General features: G+C 70.8%; 19 protein-coding genes. 11 read left to right on the top strand and 8 right to left on the bottom strand.

Annotation, left to right across the window (positions count from 1 at the left end; translation table 11 throughout):
• Positions 1–108: 108 nt before the first annotated feature.
• The 4 genes from ABKA17_RS33090 to ABKA17_RS33075 all read left to right on the top strand — a co-directional run bounded on the left by ABKA17_RS33090 (position 109) and on the right by ABKA17_RS33075 (position 5,399).
• Positions 109–1,557: an alkaline phosphatase PhoX gene (locus tag ABKA17_RS33090; RefSeq protein WP_353696002.1), complete on the top strand. Its 1,449-nt coding sequence runs from the start codon at positions 109–111 to the stop codon at positions 1,555–1,557.
• 494 nt (positions 1,558–2,051) lie between these two features.
• Positions 2,052–3,632, top strand: a complete 1,581-nt coding sequence (locus ABKA17_RS33085; protein ID WP_353696001.1) for a TROVE domain-containing protein — start codon at positions 2,052–2,054, stop codon at positions 3,630–3,632.
• Between the two features lie 94 nt (positions 3,633–3,726).
• Positions 3,727–4,356 (top strand): GntR family transcriptional regulator, encoded by a 630-nt coding sequence (locus ABKA17_RS33080; protein ID WP_502994460.1) that lies wholly within the window; start codon positions 3,727–3,729, stop codon positions 4,354–4,356.
• Positions 4,357–4,382: 26 nt separating this feature from the next.
• Positions 4,383–5,399: a 1-aminocyclopropane-1-carboxylate deaminase gene (locus tag ABKA17_RS33075; RefSeq protein WP_353696000.1), complete on the top strand. Its 1,017-nt coding sequence runs from the start codon at positions 4,383–4,385 to the stop codon at positions 5,397–5,399.
• Between the two features lie 74 nt (positions 5,400–5,473).
• Here ABKA17_RS33075 and ABKA17_RS33070 read toward each other — a convergent pair whose 3' ends face one another.
• The 8 genes from ABKA17_RS33070 to ABKA17_RS33035 all read right to left on the bottom strand — a co-directional run bounded on the left by ABKA17_RS33070 (position 5,474) and on the right by ABKA17_RS33035 (position 13,145).
• Positions 5,474–6,673, bottom strand: coding sequence for a TerD family protein (locus tag ABKA17_RS33070; protein ID WP_353696306.1), 1,200 nt, complete (start codon positions 6,671–6,673; stop codon positions 5,474–5,476).
• A 63-nt stretch (positions 6,674–6,736) separates the two neighbouring features.
• Positions 6,737–6,961, bottom strand: a complete 225-nt coding sequence (locus tag ABKA17_RS33065; protein WP_353695999.1) for a hypothetical protein — start codon at positions 6,959–6,961, stop codon at positions 6,737–6,739.
• Between the two features lie 15 nt (positions 6,962–6,976).
• Positions 6,977–7,966, bottom strand: coding sequence for a zinc-dependent alcohol dehydrogenase family protein (locus tag ABKA17_RS33060; RefSeq protein WP_353695998.1), 990 nt, complete (start codon positions 7,964–7,966; stop codon positions 6,977–6,979).
• The gene (locus ABKA17_RS33055; protein WP_353695997.1) at positions 7,963–8,826 is read right to left on the bottom strand and encodes a carbohydrate ABC transporter permease; all 864 of its coding nucleotides are present in this window, start codon (positions 8,824–8,826) and stop codon (positions 7,963–7,965) included. The genes ABKA17_RS33060 and ABKA17_RS33055 overlap by 4 nt, the downstream gene beginning before the upstream one ends.
• Positions 8,823–9,761 (bottom strand): carbohydrate ABC transporter permease, encoded by a 939-nt coding sequence (locus ABKA17_RS33050; RefSeq protein WP_353695996.1) that lies wholly within the window; start codon positions 9,759–9,761, stop codon positions 8,823–8,825. The genes ABKA17_RS33055 and ABKA17_RS33050 overlap by 4 nt, the downstream gene beginning before the upstream one ends.
• The gene (locus tag ABKA17_RS33045) at positions 9,758–11,128 is read right to left on the bottom strand and encodes an ABC transporter substrate-binding protein (protein ID WP_353695995.1); all 1,371 of its coding nucleotides are present in this window, start codon (positions 11,126–11,128) and stop codon (positions 9,758–9,760) included. The genes ABKA17_RS33050 and ABKA17_RS33045 overlap by 4 nt, the downstream gene beginning before the upstream one ends.
• 124 nt (positions 11,129–11,252) lie before the next feature.
• On the bottom strand, positions 11,253–12,020 hold the full coding sequence (locus ABKA17_RS33040; RefSeq protein WP_353696305.1) for a DeoR/GlpR family DNA-binding transcription regulator: 768 nt from the start codon (positions 12,018–12,020) through the stop codon (positions 11,253–11,255).
• A gap of 315 nt (positions 12,021–12,335) precedes the next feature.
• Positions 12,336–13,145 (bottom strand): NAD-dependent epimerase/dehydratase family protein, encoded by an 810-nt coding sequence (locus tag ABKA17_RS33035; RefSeq protein WP_353695994.1) that lies wholly within the window; start codon positions 13,143–13,145, stop codon positions 12,336–12,338.
• 185 nt (positions 13,146–13,330) lie between these two features.
• Here ABKA17_RS33035 and ABKA17_RS33030 point away from each other — a divergent pair, with 185 nt between their 5' ends.
• From ABKA17_RS33030 to araD, 7 genes are all read left to right on the top strand, one after another.
• On the top strand, positions 13,331–14,275 hold the full coding sequence (locus tag ABKA17_RS33030) for a 5-dehydro-4-deoxyglucarate dehydratase (RefSeq protein ID WP_353695993.1): 945 nt from the start codon (positions 13,331–13,333) through the stop codon (positions 14,273–14,275).
• Positions 14,272–15,435 (top strand): hypothetical protein, encoded by a 1,164-nt coding sequence (locus ABKA17_RS33025; RefSeq protein WP_353695992.1) that lies wholly within the window; start codon positions 14,272–14,274, stop codon positions 15,433–15,435. The genes ABKA17_RS33030 and ABKA17_RS33025 overlap by 4 nt, the downstream gene beginning before the upstream one ends.
• Before the next feature lie 174 nt (positions 15,436–15,609).
• Positions 15,610–16,188 (top strand): TIGR03086 family metal-binding protein, encoded by a 579-nt coding sequence (locus ABKA17_RS33020; protein WP_353695991.1) that lies wholly within the window; start codon positions 15,610–15,612, stop codon positions 16,186–16,188.
• Between the two features lie 47 nt (positions 16,189–16,235).
• Positions 16,236–16,997 (top strand): MBL fold metallo-hydrolase, encoded by a 762-nt coding sequence (locus ABKA17_RS33015; RefSeq protein ID WP_353695990.1) that lies wholly within the window; start codon positions 16,236–16,238, stop codon positions 16,995–16,997.
• A 149-nt stretch (positions 16,998–17,146) separates the two neighbouring features.
• Positions 17,147–17,815 (top strand): GntR family transcriptional regulator, encoded by a 669-nt coding sequence (locus tag ABKA17_RS33010; RefSeq protein WP_353695989.1) that lies wholly within the window; start codon positions 17,147–17,149, stop codon positions 17,813–17,815.
• Positions 17,812–18,720 carry a dihydrodipicolinate synthase family protein gene (locus ABKA17_RS33005; protein ID WP_353695988.1) on the top strand — a complete coding sequence of 303 codons (909 nt, stop codon included), beginning with the start codon at positions 17,812–17,814 and terminating at the stop codon, positions 18,718–18,720. Before ABKA17_RS33010 ends, ABKA17_RS33005 begins: the two co-directional genes overlap by 4 nt.
• Positions 18,717–20,453 (top strand): L-arabinonate dehydratase, encoded by a 1,737-nt coding sequence (araD, locus tag ABKA17_RS33000; protein ID WP_353695987.1) that lies wholly within the window; start codon positions 18,717–18,719, stop codon positions 20,451–20,453. Before ABKA17_RS33005 ends, araD begins: the two co-directional genes overlap by 4 nt.
• The last annotated feature ends 37 nt before the right edge of the window (positions 20,454–20,490 follow it).

Genomic DNA, 20,490 nt, shown 5'->3' with positions numbered 1-20,490 from the left:
TCGCAGGACGTCGCCCGGTGTTCAACTCGCGTTCAGGCGCGGGCGGGACGGTGGCGCCGACCCGAGGTCCCCCACCCTCCAGGCACATCGACCGTCACAGGAGACACCATGTCGCTCACCCGCAGGGACTTCGCCGCGAAATCCGCGCTCACCGGCGCCGGGGTCGCCCTGGCCGGCAGCGTCGGCGCCCTCGCCACCGCGCCGAACGCCCTCGCCGCCACGGACACCGAGAGCGAGACGCAGGGCCACGGCCACGGCGGTGTGGGTGTCGGCTACGGGCCGCTCCTGCCCGACCCCAAGGGCATCCTCGCGCTGCCCGCCGGGTTCAAGTACCGCGTCATCACCTACAGCGGCAAGACCAAGCTGGAGTCCGGCGAGTTCACGCCCTCCAACCACGACGGCACGGCCACCTTCGACGGCCCCCGCGGCACCACCCTCCTCGTCAACAACCACGAGCTGAAGGGCCCGCGCGCCAACTGGAAGTACCCCGTCCCGCTCACCGAGGGCCTGGTCTACGACCCCGCCGCGGCCGGCGGCTGCACGGTCGTCGAGGTACGCCCCGACGGACAGGTCGCCGAGTGGGTCGGCATCGCCGGTACCTCCACCAACTGCGCGGGCGGGCGCACCCCTTGGGGCACCTGGCTTACCTGCGAGGAGAACTCCGACCGGGCCGGCACCAACGGCATGACCAAGGACCACGGCTACGTCTTCGAGGTCGACCCGAGCGACCGACGGGCCAACAAGAACCCCAAGCCCCTGAAGTTCTTCGGCCGTTACGACCACGAGGCCGTCGTCATCGACCCCAAGCGCGGCCACGCCTACCTCACCGAGGACGCCGCCAGCCCCAACGGCCTGCTCTTCCGCTGGACCCCGCCCAAGGGCTTCGAGTACGGCCGCGGCAAGTTCCGCGCCCTCGCCGACGACGCCGGCGTCCTCCAGGCGCCCAAGTGCTACGACTCCGGCGGCAAGTTCGTCGACGACCTCTCCCGCGCCACGAAGATCGGCACGGTCTACGGCGTCGACTGGATCGACGTCCCCGACCGCGACGGCAAGGCCGTCCCCGTCCGCAAGCAGTTCGCCGACGGCGAGATCACCCGCGCCCGCAAGCTCGAGGGCATGTGGTGGGGCGACGGCGGCACCTACATCGTCTCCTCCTACGCCCGCGCCGAGAGCCCCGTCCAGCACGACGGCCAGGTCTGGTTCTACGACCCCAAGCGCCGCACGCTCACCCTGAAGGTCCTCCTCGGCGTGAACCCCGACCCGTCCAAGGACGGCGCCTTCGACGGCCCCGACAACATCACCGTCTCCCCCTACGGCGGCCTCGTCATCGCCGAGGACGGCGAGGGCGTCCAGCACCTGTTCGGCGCCACCGACAGCGGCCGCACCTACCCCATCGCCCGCAACGAACTCAACATCGGCACCGAGGACGAGCCCGAGTACAGCGAGTTCACCGGCGTCACCTTCTCCTGCGACGGCCGCACCCTGTACGCCAACATCCAGACCCCCGGCATCATGCTGGCCATCACCGGCCCCTGGAAGCGCCAGAAGCGTGGCTGATTAATTCGCTCGCCCGTCCAACGGCCTCCCTCCTAAAGTGGTGCATGTCCAGGTGCGAAGGCAGGACTTACTTCCACTCTTAATGGGGAGGCCGCGGGTTCGAATCCCGCCACCGGTTCCACGTGCCGGTGTAGCTCAGCGGCAGAGCACCTAATGTCGGTTCCGCCGACCTGAACTCTGGACACCACAACTTCATGCACCTCCCGGTGCGCTGGCCACGGCTACTTCTTCTCCAAAAAGATTCCGATGCCGTGGCCGACCTGATCTCGGGAGGCGCAGCTCATGGTGGGTGTCCGGTGCGCAGGCGGCGGATACTTCAGGGAACTGGTCCTCTTCGCAGGGGGTGCGGGTTCGAATCCCGTCATCGGCTCGCGGCCGGTGTGGCGGAACGGAAGACGCGCCAGTTTATAGTCACCGCAGTCGAATTCGAACTCGGGCACCCTCCTTTTGCTGTGTCTCCCTCCGAACCTTCCATGAATTCGGGGGAATTCACCATGTCGCGATTCAACAAGCGAGCCGCCAAGGCGCAGCCCACCTCGCGTATCACCTCGACGGGTCGTGTACTCCGTACCTTCGAGGGCGGCCGCGGTCACGAGCGGGACAAGCGCTCCGAGCTTTTCCTGCTCGCCGTCGCCAACTTCGTCTCGCAGCAGACCTTCTACGAGACCGGCGCCGACCGCGACGACCGCTTCGCCAAGCTCGTACGTGAGCTCGCCGTCACCGATCCGGAGTGGACGGCCGGTCTGCTCGGCTGGCTGCGCGGCGAGGGCAACCTGCGGACGGCCTCGATCGTGGGTGCCGCCGAGTACGTGCACGCCCGTCTCGAGGCCGGCGCCACCGGTGGTCCGTCCAACCGCCAGGTCGTGGACTCCGTGCTCCGGCGGCCGGACGAGCCCGGCGAGCTGCTCGCGTACTGGACGGCGACGTACGGCCGCGCGGTGCCCAAGCCCGTCAAGCGCGGTGTCGCCGACGCCGTACGGCGTCTCTACAGCGGCAAGTCGCTGCTGAAGTACGACACCGCGTCCAAGGGTTACCGCTTCGGCGACATCCTCAACCTGGTGCACGCGGTGCCGGACCCCGACAAGGCGTGGCAGGGCGAGCTGTTCCGGTACGCCCTCGACCGCCGGCACAATCCGGAGACCGCGGTGCCGCCGGCGTCGAACCGGACGCTGGTCGCGCACCGTGAGCTGATGGCGCTGCCGGTCGAGCAGCGGCGTGCGGTCGTCACGTCCGAGGGCGGCGCCGAGCGGCTCGCCGCGGCCGGGATGACCTGGGAGGCGCTGGCCGGCTGGCTCCAGGGCCCGATGGACAAGGCGGCCTGGGAGGCCGTCATCCCGTCCATGGGTGCCATGGCGCTGGTCCGCAACCTGCGCAACTTCGACCAGGCCGGAGTCTGTGACGAGGTCGCGGCGCAGGTCGCGGCGCGGATCAGCGACCCGGCCGAGGTCGCGCGGTCGCGGCAGTTCCCCTTCCGGTACCTCGCCGCGTACCAGCACGCGCCGTCGCTGCGCTGGGCGTACCCGCTGGAGCAGGCGCTCGGTCACTCGCTGGCCAACGTGCCCGCGCTGCCCGGCCGGACGCTGGTCCTCGTCGACCGTTCGGGCTCCATGTGGGCGCGGCTGTCGGACCGCTCGCAGCTCAACCGGGCGGACGCCGCGGCGATCTTCGGTACCGCGCTGGCGCTGCGGGCCGAGCGGGCGGACCTCGTCGAGTTCGGCACCACGAGCCGGAACCTGGCGTACGACAAGGGCGAGTCGGTGCTGAAGATCCTGGGCCGTTTCGGCGACCTGGGCGGCACCGACACCACCTCGGCGGTCCGGGCGCACTACCGGGGGCAGGACCGGGTGCTGATCGTCACCGACGAGCAGTACGCCTTCAACCACCGCGGTGGTCCGACCGAGCAGGTCCCGGCCCATGTGCCGGTCTACACCTGGAACCTCGCCGGCTACCGCGCGGGCCACGGCCCGTCCGGCAAGGCGAACCGGCACACCTTCGGTGGCCTCTCGGACGCGGCCTTCCGGATGGTCCCGCTGCTGGAGAGCGCTCGCGACGCCGACTGGCCCTGGGCTGCCTGAGCCCTGAAGACGTGGCCCGCACTTTCACGGGGAGTGCGGGCCACACCCCTGTTCACGAACGAGGTTGACATCTAACATTTCAGTTGTGGATGCCATACCGCGTACGTTGCTCAGGGACCGCGCCTACGCATCGATCCGGGACGCCATCGTCGCCGGTGAGCTGGAGCCCGGTGCCGCGGTGCGGGACGCCGATCTCGCCGAGCGGCTCGGGCTGTCCCGGGCGCCGGTGCGGGAGGCGTTCGCGCGGCTCGTGGACGAGGGGCTGCTGGAGAGCAAGCCGCAGAGCTACACGCGGGTGACGCGGGTGCTGGCCGCCGAGGTGCGGGACGCCGCGGCGGTCGTCGGCGCGATGCACGAGCTGGTGACCCGGGTCGCCGTGCCCCGGCTCTTCGCCGCCGACGTCGAGACCATGCGCGCGGCCAACGAGCGGTTCGCGGCGGCGGTCGCCGCGGGGGACGTGGACGCCGCCCTCCAGGCCGACGACGAGCTCCACGACGTCCTGGTCCGGGTCAGCGGCAACCGCGCGGCGGCCGCCACCGCCGCCCGCTACACCCCGCTCATCCGCCGGCTCGAGCGCCGCCGTTTCGGCGAGGGCGGCACCTGCCGTTCCGCCGGGCAGCACGAACGGCTCATCGCGGCCTGCGCGGCCGGTGACGTGGACGAGGCGGTCCGGGTCACCGCGGAGATCTGGCGGGGCCTGGCGGAACTCGCCGACAGCGACTGACCCAGCACCGACCCGGGAGGCTCCTCATGTCCCTTTCCTCGTACGAGCGTTATCCGCTGCTCTTCGGCCCGTCGCCGGTGCACTCGCTGGACCGTCTCACCGCTCGTCTCGGGGGCGCGGCGATCTGGGCCAAGCGTGAGGACTGCAACTCCGGTGTGGCGTACGGCGGGAACAAGACCCGCAAGCTGGAGTACCTGGTCGCCGATGCCCTCGCGCAGGGCTGCGACACGCTGGTCTCGATCGGTGGGGTGCAGTCCAACCACACCCGTCAGGTCGCGGCCTGTGCCGCCCGCGCGGGGCTCAAGTGCGTGCTGGTGCAGGAGAGTTGGGTGGACTGGCCGGACTCCGTGTACGACAAGGTCGGCAACATCCTGATCAGCCGGCTCGCCGGGGCCGATGTGCGGCTCGTGCGGGCCGGGTTCGGGATCGGGTTCAAGGAGAGCTGGGAGCAGGCGCTCAGGGAGGTCGAGGAGTCCGGCGGCAAGCCGTACGCCATCCCGGCCGGCGCCTCCGACCACCCGCTCGGCGGACTCGGCTTCGCCGGATGGGCGTACGAGGTCGCCGAGCAGGAGCGGGACCTGGGCGTCTTCTTCGACACGGTCGTGGTGTGCTCGGTGACCGGCTCCACCCAGGCCGGCATGGTCGCCGGGTTCGCCGCGCTGGAGGAGGCGGGCGGACGGCCGCGCCGGGTGCTCGGCATCGACGCGTCGGCGAAACCCGCCGCCACCCGTGAGCAGATCGCCCGGATCGCGCACAACACCGGTCAACTCATCGGCGTCAAGCGGGAGTTGACCCTGGACGACGTGGAACTGGACGAGCGGTACCACGCGGGCGTCTACGGCATCCCCGACGAGCCCACCCTGGCCGCGATGCGGCTCGCCGCCCGCACCGAGGGCATGGTCACCGACCCCGTGTACGAGGGGAAGTCGATGGCCGGGATGATCGATCTGGTGGAGCGCGGGGAGATCGGCCGGGACTCCACCGTGCTCTACGCACACCTCGGCGGACAGCCGGCGCTGAACGCGTACAGCGCGCTGTTCTAACCTCCGTCGGGCCACAGGAGGTAGAGGCGTAGGGCGGGCCGGCCGGGTGGGAACCCCGGCCGGACCCGATACGGCTACAGCGCCTGGGCGGCGGGCTTCACCATGCCGCGCACCGTGCGGGACTTCACGAAGTCGCCCATCGCAGTCATCTCCCACTCGCCGGAGAACTGCTTGATCAGCTTGGCCATCATCACGCCGGTCTGCGGCTCCGCGCTGGTGAGGTCGAAGCGGACGAGCTCCTCGCCGGTCGTGCCGTCCAGCAGCCGGCAGTAGGCCTTGGCGACCTCGGTGAACTTCTGCCCGGAGAAGGAGTTGACGGTGAACACCAGTCCGGTGACCTCCTGCGGCAGCTGCCCGAGGTCGACGGTGATGACCTCGTCGTCGCCGCCGCCCTCGCCGGTGAGGTTGTCGCCGGAGTGCCGGATGGCGCCGCCCACGATCTGGAGCTTGCCGAAGTAGCAGCTGTCGACGTGGTTGCGCTGCGGGCCGTAGGCGATGACCGAGGCGTCCAGGTCGATGTCCTTGCCGCGGTACGCCGGCTCCCAGCCGAGGCCCATCTTGACCGAGGACAGCAGCGGGCGGCCGCCCTTGACCAGGGACACCGTCTGGTTCTTCTGGAGGCTGACGCGGCCCTTGTCGAGGTTGATCTTCCCGGCGCCGGGGGCGTGCGCGGGCGGCGGGGGAGTGGCCATCGGCGGGGCGGGCGGGGTGACCGGCGTCTGGAGGGTGGGCTGCGGCGGGGCGGCGGCCGGCTGCGGCGGGGCGACGGGGGCCGGAGCCGGTTCCTCGACCGAGACGCCGAAGTCGGTGGCGATGCCTGCCAGGCCGTTGGCGTAGCCCTGGCCCACCGCGCGGGCCTTCCACGCGCCGTTGCGCAGGTAGATCTCCACGATCACCAGCGCCGTCTCGGTGCCGAGCTGCGGGGGCGTGAAGGAGGCCAGGACGGAGTTGTCGGCGGCGTTGCGGATCGTCGCCGTCGGTTCGATGCCCTGGAAGGTCTGGCCCGCGGCGTCCGGGCTGGCCGTGACGACGATCTTCTCGATGCCGGGCGGGATCGCGGCCGTGTCGACGACGATCGCGTCGGGGGCGGAGCCGCCGCCTCCGCGGTAGGTCACGCCCGGGCCGTTGGGCTGGTTGTAGAAGATGAAGTCGTCGTCCGAGCGCACCTTGCCGTCGGCGGTGAGCAGCAGGCTCGATACGTCGAGCCGCACCGGAGCGGCGACGTCCACCGTCACGCGCGCGGCGGAGAGAGGGATGTTCGAGCCGGGGGTCATAGCTGTCATGCCCGGTGAACGAGCGAGCCCGCTTTACCGTTCCCTTACCCGGGATCGTTCGGCTCAGTGGCGGTTGCGGGGGTGGTTGCGGGCCGTGCGTTCGTTGCCGCGCTTGTAGTTTCCGGTCCAGCGGGCCATGACGAGCTGGGGGTCGGGGGCGGTCTCCACCTCGGCGAGGAACTGTTGGGCTCGGGGGCCGTGGAGGGTGGTCGCGGGGCGGTTGTGGTGGGTGATGTGGACGGTTTCGTTCGCGTGGGATTCGTAGTGGAATCCGTTGGGTTTCGGCATGGGGCGAGGACAGCTCTACGGCACCACCACGATCTTGCGGCCCACCCCCGCCGCGAACTGGTCCAGTGCCTCCGGGTACCGGTCCAACGGGATGCGGTCGCTGATGAAGACGGCCGGGTCAAGGACGCCGTTCGCGAAGAGTTCCGCCGCACGTTCGAAGCTGTGGAGGACGGCCATGGAGCCGGTGATCGTGATCTCCTGGTTGTAGATGCGGTACGGGTCGATCGTCACCCGTGTCGCGTAGTCCGCCACGCCGAACTGGAGGAAGGTGCCGGCCTTCGCGACCCGGTCCAGGCCGTCCTGGATCGCCGCCGCGTTGCCCGTGGCGTCGACGACCAGGTCCCAGCCCTGTGGGCGGTCCAGCTCGTCCGGGTTCGCCGCGGACCCGGAGACGCCGAGGTGGCGGGCGGTCTCCAGGCGGGCGGGGTTCACATCGACCACGTCCACGCTCGCCGCGCCGGTCCGCTTGGCGAGCTCCAGCATCATCAGGCCCATCGTTCCGGAGCCGTAGATCAGGACGTGCGCGCCGAGCCGGGACCGCAGCACGTCGTAGCCGCGTACCGCGCACGACAGGGGTTCCACCAGGGCCGCGTCCTCGGTGCGGACGTGCTCGGGGAGCCGTACGCAGTTCGCCACCGGCGCCACCGCGTACTGCGCCGCGCCGCCGGCCGTGGTCACGCCGATCGCCGCCCAGCGTTCACAGAGGTTGTTGTGGCCCGTACGGCAGTAGCGGCACTCGTAGCAGTACAGCGACGGGTCCACCGCCACCCGGTCGCCCACCGACAGCTCCGTGACCTGGGTGCCGACGCCGACCACCTCGCCCGCGAACTCGTGCCCCGGCACGATCGGCAGCTTGGGCGCGAACTCGCCCTGGAGGATGTGCAGGTCGGTGCCGCACAGGCCGCAGGCCGCGACCTCGACCACCACCTCGCGCGGTCCTGGCGTCGGGTCCGGGACCTCGGCCACGACGGCACGGCCCGCGGACTCGATGACGGCGGCCTTCATTTCACGGCTCCCAAGGACAGGCCCTGGACCAGTTTGTCCTGGGCGGCGAACCCCGCGGCGAGCACCGGCAGGGAGATGACGAGCGACGCGGCGCACACCTTCGCCAGGAACAGGCCCTGGCTGGTGATGAAGCCGGTCAGGAAGACAGGGGCGGTCTCGGCCACCACTCCGGTCAGGACCCGGGCGAACAGCAGTTCGTTCCAGCTGAAGATGAAGCAGATCAGGGCCGTCGCCGCGATGCCGGGGAGGGCGATCGGGGCCACCACGCGCGCCAGGATCGTCGGCAGGCGCGCCCCGTCCACCCTCGCCGCCTCGATGATCGCCACCGGGACCTCGGCCAGGAAGGACTGCATCATCCACACCGCGATCGGCAGGTTCATGGAGGTGTAGAGGATGACCAGCAGCCAGATGTTGTCGAGCATGTCCGTGTTCTTCGCGAACAGGTAGATCGGCAGCAGGCCCGCCACCACCGGCAGCATCTTCGTCGACAGGAAGAAGAACAGGACGTCCGTCCACTTGCGGACGCGGTTGATCGACAGCGCGTACGCCGCGGGCAGCGCCAGCAGCAGCACGAACAGCGTCGACGCCAGTGACGCCACCGTCGAGTTGATCAGCGCCGGCCAGGGGCTCGCGCCGCCTCCCGTGCCGAAGAACTCGCGGTAGCCGTCCAGGGTGAGGGCGGCGCCGAAGGAGGGCGGGTTGGTCGCCGCGTCCGTCTCGGAGTGGAAGGACGTCAGGGCCATCCACGCGATGGGGAGGAAGAACACCACTCCCAGCAGCCAGGCCAGCAGACCCAGGCCGACGCCCTTGCGGCGGGCGGTTGTTGCGGTCCTCGTGGTTGTCGTGCTCGTTGCGCTCATGCCCGGCCCGCCTCCTCACGGAACAGGGACGACACCACGCGCAGGGCGAAGGTCGCGATGACGATCGAGCCGATGACCACCAGGACGCCCGCGGCCGAGGCGAGGCCGTTCTCATGGGCCTGGTAGAAGCTCTGGTAGACGGTGTAGGGCAGGTTCGCCGTGCCCAGGCCGCCGGACGTGATCGTGAAGACCGCGTCGAAGTTCTGGACGATGTAGATCGAGCCCAGCAGCGCGCCCAGTTCGAGGTAGCGGCGCAGGTGGGGCAGGGTGAGGTGGCGGAAGATCTGCCAGTCGCTCGCGCCGTCCACCTTGGCGGCCTCGATCTGCTGGGGGTCGCGGCTCTGCAGGCCCGCGAGCAGGATCAGCATCATGAACGGGGTCCACTGCCAGACCAGGGACGCCTCCACCGCGAGCAGTGGGGTGTTGGAGATCCAGTCGGGCTGTGGGCCGCCCACATAGTGCAACAGACCGTTGAGCAGGCCGTATTCGGGGTTGTAGAGCACATGCTTCCAGAGCAGGGCCGCCGCCACGGGGACCACGAGGAAGGGGGCGATCAGGAGGGTGCGGACCACGCCCCGGCCACGGAACCGGCGGTCCAGCAGGAGTGCCAGGACCAGGCCCAGCACCAGGCTGACCAGGACCACCGTCGCGGTCAGCAGGACCGTCGTCCAGACGGAGTGGCGCAGGTCGGCGTCGGTCAGGACCTGCTGGTAGTTGTCCAGGCCGGTGAAGTGGCGGGCCTTGGGGTAGAGGGCGTTCCAGTCGAAGAACGAGATCACCAGCGTGGCCACGAACGGGAGTTGGGTGACCACGATCATGAAGACCAGGGCGGGCAGGAGCGGGGCTCGGGTGGCCCAGTTGCGCAGACGGGCCGACGGTGGGCGGGCGGTGCGTACGTCGGGCGCGGCCACGGGGGCCGTCGTGGTGGCTGTCATCGTCCCTCGTACTCCTCGGCAATCTTCTCGGCGAGCCGCTGGGACTTGTTCAGCGCCGACTCGACGGACTGGCGTCCGGCGATGGCCGCGCTGATCTCCTGGGAGACCTTGGTGCCGAGATCGGTGAACTCGGGGATGCCGACGAACTGGATGCCGGGCGCGGGGCGCGGCTGCACCCCCGGGTCGTCGGGCCGGGCGCCCTCGATGGCCTCCTTGGTCATCTCCTGGAACGCGGCGGCCTCTTTGACGTACGCCGGGTTGGTGTACGTCGACGCGCGCTTGCCGGCCGGGACGTTGGCCCAGCCGATCTCGTCGCCGACCAACTGCTCGTACTGCTTGCCGGAGGCCCAGGAGACGAACTGCCAGGCCTTGTCGGGGTTGCGGGAGGCGTCCTGGATGCCCCAGGCCCAGGTGTAGAGCCAGCCGGAGGACTTCGTCTCCTCGACGGGGGCGGGGGCGTAGCCGACCTTGCCCTTGACCGGGGAGCCGGACGCCTCCAGGGAACCGGCCGCGGAGGTGGCGTCGTACCACATGGCGACCTTGCCCTGGGTCATGTTGTTGAGGCACTCGGCGAAGCCGGACTGGGGGGCGCCGGACTCGCCGTGCTCACGGACGAGGTCGACGTAGAACTTCGTCGCCCTCTCCCACTCGGGAGAGTCCAGCCGGGCCTTCCAGTCCTTGTCGAACCAGGTCCCGCCGAAGGTGTTCACGACTGTGGTGAGCGGGGCCATCACCTCGCCCCAGCCGGGGAGTCCGCGCAGACAGATGCCCTTCATCCCGGACTCGGCGCCGTCCAGTTTCGCGGCCAGATCGGCCACCTGGGTCCAGGTGGGGTGGGCCGGCATGGTCAGACCCGCCTTGGCGAACACGTCCTTGCGGTACATCAGGAAGGACGACTCGCCGTAGAAGGGCTGGCCGTAGAGCTTGCCGTCGTCGCCGGTCAGCGACTGGCGCATGGGCGTGAGGACGTCCCGCTCGTCGTACGCCGGGTCCTTGGCGACGTACGAGTCCATCTCGTGCAGCCAGCCGTTGCGGGCGTAGATCGGGATCTCGTAGTTGGAGAGGGTGGCCACGTCGTACTGGCCCGCCTGGTTGGCGAAGTCCTGGCTGATCTTGTCGCGGACGTCGTTCTCGGGCAGGACGGTGAAGTTGACCTTGATGCCGGTCTCTTCGGTGAAGCGGGGGGCGAGCTTCTGGAGCTCGGTCATCTGGGGGTTGTTGACCATCAGGACGTTGATGGCATCGCCGCCCGATCCCGCCCCGCCGGCTCCGGCCCAGCAGCCGGAGAGCAGCGGGGCGAGCAGCGTCCCTGCGGCGGCCAGGGCGAGCGTCGCTCGCGGTGGTCGCCGTCGGCTCTGGGTTCGCATGGATCGCTCCTGGACGTATGGGGAGACAGACGTATGGGGAGATAAAGGGCGCGTCAAGGCATGGCGTGCCGCATTAAGTGGTGAGTTGGGTTTTCGGACGCGCACCGGCGGGTGCGTTGGTTTTTCAGACGCGGATGACCTGGGGCCCCAGCAGCGAGTAGCGGTGGGCCTCGGACGTGGGGAGCAGGGTGCTCGTGACGATCGTCTCCAGTACGCCGATCTCCGCGAACCGGCAGAAGCTGACCGCCCCGAACTTGGTGTGGACGCCCGCGAACACCGTGCGGCGCGCGGCCCGGATCGCCTGCGCCTTGACCTCGCTGACCGCGGGGTCGGGGGTGGTGAGGCCGTGTTCGCGGGAGATGCCGTTGGCGCCGATGTAGGCGAGGTCGATGACGAAGCCGGCCAGCATCTTCGTCGTCCAGTGGTCGACGGTGGCGAGGGTGCCGGGGCGGACCCGGCCGCCGAGGAGGAGGACGCTGGTGTGCTCGGCCTCGGCGAGGGCGCCCGCGACCGGGAGGGAGGCGGTCACCACCGTCAGGGGGCGGTCCCTGGGCAGGGCCTCGGCGATGAGCTGTGGGGTGAAGCCCTCGTCGACGAAGACCGTCTCGGCGTCCCCGAGCAGGTCCGCCGCCGCGGTGGCGATCCGGCGCTTCTCGGGGACGTGGCTGGTGGCGCGGAAGGCGAGGGTCGTCTCGAAGCCGGCGCTCTCCACGGGGTAGGCGCCGCCATGGGTGCGGCGGACCAGACCGTGGTCCTCCAGGGCGCGGAGGTCCCGTCGGACGGTTTCCTTGGCCACGCCGAGCTGGGCGGCGAGGGTGTTGACGTCGACGGCGCCGGTGGTGCGGGCGGTGTGCACGATGTGCCGGTGGCGTTCTTCCGCGGTGCCGGTCAATGTCGTCACCCGCTTCCTTCGCTGAGCCGCGGTGCCCGTTCGGGCCCTCTGGAGGAAGTTCTACAGCGGGTGGGGGGTGGTGACCAGGTCTGTTGCGTGAGTGATAGTGACCGTGTGTGCCCGTTCGGGCAGGGGGCGCCCAAGAGCTCGGGGGGCGCGGTTGCGTTGCGGCTGCCTGAGCGTCGTGGCTGGTCGCGCAGTTCCCCGCGCCCCTGGAAGGGCGCTCGCGCGCCGCTTCCAGAGCCATGACCGCGTGCCCGAACACCATGACGGGCGGGCCCGTTCGGTGCCCGCCCGTCCTGTGGTCACGTCACGTCAGTACGGCCAGATCGGCGGGTCGCTCACGAAGTGGCCGCCCAGGTGGGCGTGGGCGATGTTGTCGGGGTCCAGTTCGCCCTGTTCGGCGATCAGCTTCTCGGCGTACGGCTCGGAGTCGTCCTGCGGGTCGTAGCCGAGGGCCCGCGCGGTGGTGAGGTCCCACCACAGGCGGGTGTTGGCGGAGGAGCCGTAGACCACGGTGTGCTGGACGTCCTCGGCGGTGAGGGCCGCGTGCAGGAGGCGGGCGCCGTCCGCCGGGCTCATCCACACCGACAGCATGCGGACGCTGGTGGGCTCCGGGAAGCAGGAGCCGATGCGCACCGACACCGTCTCCAGGCCGTGCTTGTCCCAGTAGAGCTGGGCGAGGTCCTCGCCGAAGCACTTGGACAGACCGTAGAAGGTGTCCGGGCGGCGCGGGGTGTCGATCGGGACCAGGGGGTCCCCGTCCTGGGGGCGGGGGGTGAAGCCCACCGCGTGGTTGGAGGAGGCGAAGACGATCCGCGGCACGCCTTCCTCGCGGGCGGCCTCGTACAGGTTGTAGGTGCCCTCGATGTTCGCCTTGAGGATCTTGTCGAAGGACGCTTCCAGGGAGATGCCCGCGAGGTGGATGATCGCGTCGACGCCCCGCACGGCCTCGCGTACGGCGTCCCGGTCGGCGAGGTCGGCGACGATCGCGTCCGGCTCGCCCTCGACGGGGGCCAGGTCGAGCAGACGCAGCTCGTAGCCGTACGCGGGGAGGAGCTCGCGCATCAGGGTGCCGACCCCGCCTGCGGCGCCGGTGAGCAGGACGGTGCGGGGCGCTGGCATCCTCGGTTCTCCTTGGGTCGGCGGCCGCGAGGGCGCACGGCATTCACATTCGTGGACAAGTTAAGGATCATTGCCTCGCCTCGTCAAGGGTGGTGCGACCCTCGTTCATAAATGTAAACTCCGATCATAATTCCGTACGCTGCTACTTGTCCGTACGCTTCCGCTTCTCGTCCCAGGGAGAGCCCGTGACGTCTGCCGACCTCGCCACCCGACTCGGCATCCCCAGCGGCCCGCTGTTCTTCCCCGTCACCGCCTACGCCCCCGACGGCTCGGTCGACCTCGACACCTACCGCACGCACGTGCGCCGCGGGGTCGACGCCGGGGCGGCCGCGGTCTTCGCGTGCTGCGGCACCGGGGAGTTCCACGCGCTGACGCCCGAGGAGTTCGAGCGGTGCGTACGGGCCGCGGTCGAGGCGACGGAGGGGCGGGTGCCGGTCGTCGCGGGCGCCGGGTACGGCACCGCGCTCGCCGTGCGGTACGCGCAGCTCGCCGAGGCGGCCGGCGCGGACGGGCTGCTCGCGCTGCCGCCGTATCTCGTGATCGCCGGGCAGGAGGGGCTGCTGCGGCACTACCGGGAGATCGCGGCGGCCACCGCGCTGCCCGTCATCGTCTACCAGCGTGACAACGCCGTGTTCACGCCGGAGACCGTGGTCGGACTGGCCCGCACCGACGGGATCATCGGCCTCAAGGACGGGCTCGGCGACCTGGACCTCGTCCAGCGGATCGTCAGCGCCGTGCGCACCGAGGTCCCCGGCGACTTCCTCTACTTCAACGGCCTGCCGACCGCCGAGCAGACCCAGCTCGCCTACCGAGCCGTCGGCGTCCCGCTCTACTCCTCCGCCGTGTTCTGCTTCGCCCCCGAGATCGCCCTCGCCTTCCACCGGGCGCTGGAGACCGGCGACTCGGCGACGGCACACCGTCTCCTGGACGGCTTCTACCGTCCGTTCGTCGAACTGCGCGCCCAGGGCCGCGGTTACGCCGTCGCCCTGGTCAAGGCGGGCGTACGGCTGCGCGGACTGGACGTGGGGGAGGTCCGGCCGCCGCTGCACGAGCCGACCGAGGATCATGTCAAGCAGCTCGCTCAGATCATCGAGCACGGGTACACGCTGCTGGAGGAGGGCACCAAGTGAAGGCGTCGACATTCGTCTACCCCTGGGACGTCAACGGGGACCCGGAGGCAGCGACGCGCATCGCCTCCCTCGGCGTCGAGCAGGTGACGCTCGCCGCCGCCTACCACTCCACGCGCGCGTTGACGCCCCGCCACCCGCGCCACCGCATCGTCACCGCCGAGCACGCCTCCGTGCTCTACCCCACCGACGACCGCTGGCAGGGACGCGAACTTCGCCCCTACGCGGCCGGCGACTGGGCACCCGGCGACGCGTTCGGCGAGGCGGCCGGCGCGCTGATCGAGGCCGGCCTGGAGGTGCACACCTGGGTGGTCCTCGCTCACAACTCCCGCCTGGGCGCCGAACACCCGGACACCTCCGTCGTCAACGCCTACGGCGACCGCTACCCCTGGGCCCCGTGCATCGCCCAGCCCGCCACGCGCGCGTACCTCGTCGACCTGGCCGCCGAGGCGGCGGTACGGCCCGGCGCGCGCGGCACCGAACTGGAGTCCCTCGGCTGGTACGGCCTCCAGCATCTGCACGCCCACGACAAGACCGGCGGGGTCGGCCTCGGCGACGCCGGGATGTACCTGATGGCGCTCTGCTTCTGCGTGGTCTGCCGCGAGGGCTACGGCGCCCAGGGCCTGGACGCCGACGAACTGGCGGCCGCCGTGCGGGCCGCGCTGGAGCCGCTGTGGCAGGGGGCGCCGGAGGACGAGGGCTGGGCGGGCGTCGAGAAGCTGCTCGGCCCCGGGACCGCGGCGGCCACGCGCGCGTGGCGCGACGAGACCGCCCGCACGCTCCAGGAGGCGGCGGTCGGGGCGGTGCGTACGGCGGCACCGGAGGGCTTCCAGATCCTGCTGCACGCCGACCCGGTGACCTACCACGTCGGCGCCAACCCGGGAGTGGACCCCGCGCACATCCTGTCCGTGGCGGACGGCGTGGTCGTGCCGTGCGCGGGCGGCCCCGGCCTGCTGACGCCGTTCGCCGAACAGGGACGCGAGGGCGCGGTGATCGCCGCGAACTTCGGAGTCGTCTCCGGGATGGGCGGCAGCCCCGGCACCCTCGCGGCGGACGCGGCACGCGCGCGTGAGCTGGGCGCCACGGAGATGCGGCTGTATCACGCGGGGTTGGCATCGGACGGGGATCTGGCGGCGGTGCGGGTGGCACTCGCCGACCGCTGAAGCGGCGGGACCGGGGAAGGCGACGGGTTCCCTGGCCGGGACGGGCTCCCCGGCCGGGACGGGCTCCCCGGACGGGAACGGGCTCCTGGTCGGGGACGGGTTTCCGGTGGGCCGATGAGTTTCGGGAGCGCCGTGGGTCCACCCCTCGTAGGGAACCCACCCCAAGGAGCGCGCATGAGTCTCGACCTCGGCCCCCAGACCCGCACCGTGGCCCGCCTCGCCCAGGCCGTGCGGGACGAACAGCTGGCGGATCCGACGCCCTGTCCGGACCTGGCGGTCCGCAATCTGCTGGGGCACCTGCTGGGCCTGTCCGTCGCCTTCCGCGACGCGGCCCGCAAGGACCTCGGGCCGACGACCGACACCGATCCGGCGTCGGCCGTACCGGACATCGGCCCCGGCTGGCGCGAGGAGCTGCCCAAGGTCCTCGACGAACTCGCCGAGGCCTGGCGCGACCCGGCCGCCTGGACCGGCATGACCCGCGCGGGCGGCGTCGACCTGCCCGGCGAGATCGCCGGTGCCGTAGCGGTGGACGAGCTGGTCGTCCACGCCTGGGACCTGGCCCGCGCGACCGGCCTCCCGTACGAACCGGACCCGGCGGCGCTCCAGGTCTCGTACGACTTCCTCCTCGCGTCCGCCAAGGAGGACGACCAGGGCGGCGGCATCTTCGGCCCGGTCGTGCCGGTACCGGACGGTGCGCCGCTCCTCGACCGCGCGGTCGGGCTGAGCGGTCGGGACCCGGAATGGCGGCCGTAGACGCTTAAACAGAGGCGTGCCGGTGAGCCGACACCTACGCTCCCCGCATGTCACTCACCCTCACCGTCCTCGGCACCGCCTCTCCGCACCCCGGCCCGGACACCCCGTGCTCCGGCTATCTGGTGCGGGGAGGCGGTGCCGAGGTATGGGTGGACGCCGGAACCGGGACCTTCGCCGAATTGCAGCGGCACACGGATCCGACACGCCTCAGCGCGATCTGGATCTCCCATCTCCACGCCGACCACTACGCCGACCTGACCGCCGCCTTCTACGCCTTCGCGTACGGCGGACTCACCCTCCCCGCGCCCGTCCCCGTGTACGCGCCCCGCGACTGCGCCCAACGGCTCGCCGGGTTCTTCGGGCGGCCTGACACCGCCTTCCTGAGCGGCGTCTTCGACTTCCAGCCCCTGCACAACGGGCATGGTGTCCGGCACGGCGACCTGACGCTCACCGCCCGTGCCGTCGAGCACGACGTCGAGTCCTACGGCCTGTGGGCCGAGAGCGGCGGACGCGCGCTGGCGTACTCCGGGGACACCGGGCCGTGCGACGGGCTGCTGCATCTCGCCGCCGGGGCGGACCTGTTCCTCTGCGAGGCCGATGTCGACGCGCATCGCGAAGGCGAAGTCGATCCGGTGCATCTGACACCGGAGGAGGTCGGCGCCTGCGCCAGCATGGCAGGCGGCGTACGGAAGGTGCTGGTCACCCACGTCGGCCCCACCCTCGCCCCCGAGGACGCCACCGCGCGTGCCGCCGCCGTCTTCGGCGGTCCCACGGCGCTCGCCCGCGTCGGCGAGACGCACACCGTCTGATCGGAAACCTCAACTTCCTTTGCCAGAAGCATTGACGAAACCCTTACCCCCTCCTACCTTCAACGCGTCGTACTTCGTACGTCATATATGAGACGCGATACGCGAGATCCCATACGCGAGATACGCCCGCGAAGATCCGAGAGGCGCGCATGACCTCTGTGCCCACGCCGATCCCCTCCCGCACGCAGTTCGTGCTGGAGGAGATCAAACGCCGCATACTCACCGGCCAGTTGACGCCGGGGCAGGCTCTGGTCGAGACCGAGCTCGCCGCACAGTTCGGGGTGTCCAAGACCCCGGTGCGTGAGGCGCTCAAGACCCTGGCCGGCACCGGGCTCGTCGTGATGAACCAGTACAAGGGCGTCACGGTGCGCATGGTGGACGCGGACATGGCGCGCGAGGTCTACGACGTCCGGCTGCTCCTCGAACCCGAGGCCCTGAAGCGGGCGGTGCAGCGCGGCGCCTCCCTGGACGAGGCCCGCGAGGCGCTCACCCGGGCCGACGGGGCCACCGACACCGCCGAACGCTCCCTGGCCAACCGGGAGTTCCACCGCTCCCTGTACCTGCCGTGCGGCAACCCGCTGCTCGGCCGGATGCTCGACGAGGTCCGCGACCAGGCGGCGCTCGTCTCGGCGGTCGCCTGGGCGGCCTCGCCCTCCTGGGAGCGGGAGGCCGGTGAGCACCGGGAGATCCTGCGGCTCGCCCTCGCCGGAGACGCCGACGGCGCGGCCCGCGCCCTCCACGCGCACATCGCGTCGTTCGTGCAACGGGCCTTCCCGGACGCCGGGTCCGAGGCCCAGGGAGAGGACGGTCAGGCATGACAGCGACGTTCGAGACCCAGCGGGCGGCCCTGGCCGACGTGGTCGCGATCCCGGTGACACCGTTCGCCGAGGACGGCTCCGTCGACCAGGACACCCACCGGGCCCTGTTGCGTCGTCTCCTCGACGGAGGGATCACGACCCTCACTCCCAACGGGAACACCGGCGAGTTCTACGCCCTCACCCCCCAAGAGCGCCAGCTCGTCACCGAGTTGACGATCGACGAGGCCGGCGACCGTGCCGTGATCCTCGTCGGCGTCGGCCACGACGTGCCGACCGCCGTCGCCACCGCCCGGCACGCCCGCGAGCTCGGCGCGCAGATGGTGATGGTCCACCAGCCCGTCCACCCCTACGTCTCCCAGGCCGGCTGGGTCGACTACCACCGTGCGATCGCCGAGGCCGTGCCCGAGCTGGGCGTCGTCCCCTACATCCGCAACGCGCAGCTCACCGGCGCCCGCCTCGCCGAACTCGCCGACGCCTGCCCGAACGTCGTCGGCGTCAAGTACGCGGTGCCGGACGCGGCCAGATTCGCCGCCTTCGCCCGGGACGCGGGCCTCGAGCGGTTCGTCTGGGTCGCGGGGCTCGCCGAGCCCTACGCCCCCTCGTACTTCTCCGCGGGCGCCACCGGCTTCACCTCGGGGCTCGTGAACGTCGCCCCGGCCGTCTCGCTGAACATGATCGAAGCGCTTCGATCTGGCGACTTCCCGGCCGCTATGAAGGTCTGGGAGCAGATTCGCCGCTTCGAGGAACTGCGCGCCGCCAACGGCTCCGCCAACAACGTCACCGTCGTCAAGGAGGCCCTCGCCTCCCTCGGCCTGTGCCGTCGCGACGTCCGGCCGCCCAGCAAGCCGCTGCCCGAGGACGAACGCGCCGAGGTCGCCGAGATAGCCGCCGGGTGGTCGATATGACCGACAGACAGCGCAAGCTCCCCGAGGAACTCCGCAGCCACCAGTGGTACGGCACCGAGGGCCAGCTGCGCACCTGGTCGCACAACGCCCGGATGCGCCAGCTGGGTTACGAGTCCGAGGAGTACCGGGGCCGCCCGGTGATCGCCGTCCTCAACACCTGGTCCGACATCAACCCCTGCCACGTCCACCTGCGCGAACGCGCCGAGGCGGTCAAGCGGGGTGTGTGGCAGGCGGGCGGCTTCCCGCTGGAGTTCCCCGTCTCCACACTCTCGGAGACCTACCAGAAGCCGACCCCGATGCTCTACCGCAACCTCCTCGCGATGGAGACCGAGGAACTGCTGCGGTCGTATCCGATCGACGCGGCGGTGCTGCTCGGCGGCTGCGACAAGTCGACGCCGGCGCTGCTCATGGGCGCGGCCTCGGCCGACGTGGCGTCGATCTTCGTGCCCGCGGGGCCGATGCTGCCCGGTCACTGGCGCGGGGAGACCCTCGGGTCCGGCACCGACATGTGGAAGTACTGGGACGAGCACCGCGCGGGCAACCTCACGGACTGCGAACTCCGTGAACTCCAGGGCGGGTTGGCGCGTTCTCCCGGGCACTGCATGACCATGGGCACCGCGTCCACCATGACCGCGGCGGCGGAAGCCCTCGGTATGACCCTGCCGGGCGCCTCCTCGATCCCGGCCGTGGAGTCCGGGCACGAGCGGATGGCCGCCGCCTCCGGGCGCCGCGCCGTGGAGCTCGCCTGGACGGGGCTCAAGCCCTCCGAGATCCTCACCCGGGACGCCTTCGAGGACGCCGTCACCACGGTGCTCGGGCTCGGCGGCTCCACCAACGCGGTGATCCATCTGATCGCGATGGCGGGCCGGGCCGGGATCAAGCTCACCCTGGACGACTTCGACCGCGTGGCCCGTACCGTCCCGGTGCTGGCGAACGTACGGCCCGGCGGACAGACGTACCTCATGGAGGACTTCTACTTCGCCGGCGGGCTGCCCGCCTTCCTCTCCCGGATCACCGACCTGCTGCACCTGGATCGGCCGACCGTGGGCGGCACCCTCCGGGAACAGCTCGACGGCGCCGTCGTGCACAACGACGACGTCATCCGCACCCGCGAGAACCCGGTCGCCGCCGAGGGCGGGGTCGCCGTCCTGCGCGGCAACCTCTGCCCGGACGGGGCGGTGATCAAGCACATCTCCGCCGAGCCGCATCTGCTCAAGCACACCGGTCCCGCGGTCGTCTTCGACGACTACAAGACCATGCAACGCACCATCAACGACCCGGAGTTGAACATCACCGCCGACAGCGTGGTGGTGCTGCGCAACGCCGGACCCAAGGGCGGCCCGGGCATGCCCGAGTACGGCATGCTGCCCATCCCCGACCATCTGCTCAAGCAGGGCGTGCGGGACATGGTCCGGATCTCCGACGCCCGCATGAGCGGCACGAGTTACGGCGCGTGTGTCCTGCACGTCGCGCCCGAGTCGTACATCGGCGGACCCCTCGCGCTCGTCCGCACCGGCGACCGGATCACCCTGGACGTCGAGGCCCGCTCCCTGCATCTCCACGTGGACGACGAGGAGTTGGAGCAGCGCCGGGCCGAGTGGACGCCGCCGCCCGTCCGTTACGAGCGGGGCTACGGCGCCCTCTACAACGAACAGATCACCCAGGCCGACACCGGCTGCGACTTCGAGTTCTTGGCGAGACAAGGCAAGGTCTCAGATCCGTATGCAGGCTGACTGAACCCACCTGAAGGGGCGCGGGGAACTGCGCGAC

Origin of the sequence: Streptomyces sp. RG80, assembly GCF_040446465.1 — a bacterium.
In the GTDB taxonomy this organism is placed as follows: Bacteria; Actinomycetota; Actinomycetes; order Streptomycetales; family Streptomycetaceae; genus Streptomyces.
This window is presented reverse-complemented; position numbering and strand designations above follow the sequence as displayed.